Source organism: Flavobacterium solisilvae, assembly GCF_012911605.1.
Taxonomy (GTDB): domain Bacteria; phylum Bacteroidota; class Bacteroidia; order Flavobacteriales; family Flavobacteriaceae; genus Flavobacterium; species Flavobacterium solisilvae.
In genome coordinates this window covers 1-267 of sequence record NZ_JAAMPT010000081.1, presented here as the reverse complement: position 1 = coordinate 267, position 267 = coordinate 1, and the positions used below count along the sequence as shown (strand labels likewise).

At 42.3% G+C, this 267-nt stretch carries 1 protein-coding gene; it reads right to left on the bottom strand.

Going from position 1 to position 267, the window contains the following annotated elements; all coding sequences use genetic code 11:
* Positions 1-267 (bottom strand): DUF7507 domain-containing protein (locus tag G6042_RS00385; RefSeq protein ID WP_169522325.1); only part of this gene is annotated, 267 nt, incomplete at both ends.

Sequence of the window (267 nt, the reverse complement as noted above, 5' to 3'; positions counted from 1 at the left end):
TCAAGTTCGATACGCCGATTACGGCATCATTGATTGTCAAATTGTTTACGGTTACGTTTCCTGTATTGGTTACTGTAAAGGTGTAAACAATCGTGTCGCCTACATTCACAATAGTGTCAGCATTCGCATCAGCATAAACACCGTCTTTCAATAAAGTGATTTGTGGTGTTTGTTGTAAATCCGTAAAGGTACAAGTCGGACAACTTGGGTCGTAATCAGGACTTGAAGGGTCGATTGGTGTCGGGTCTTCTGAGTCGTCAGTTACAG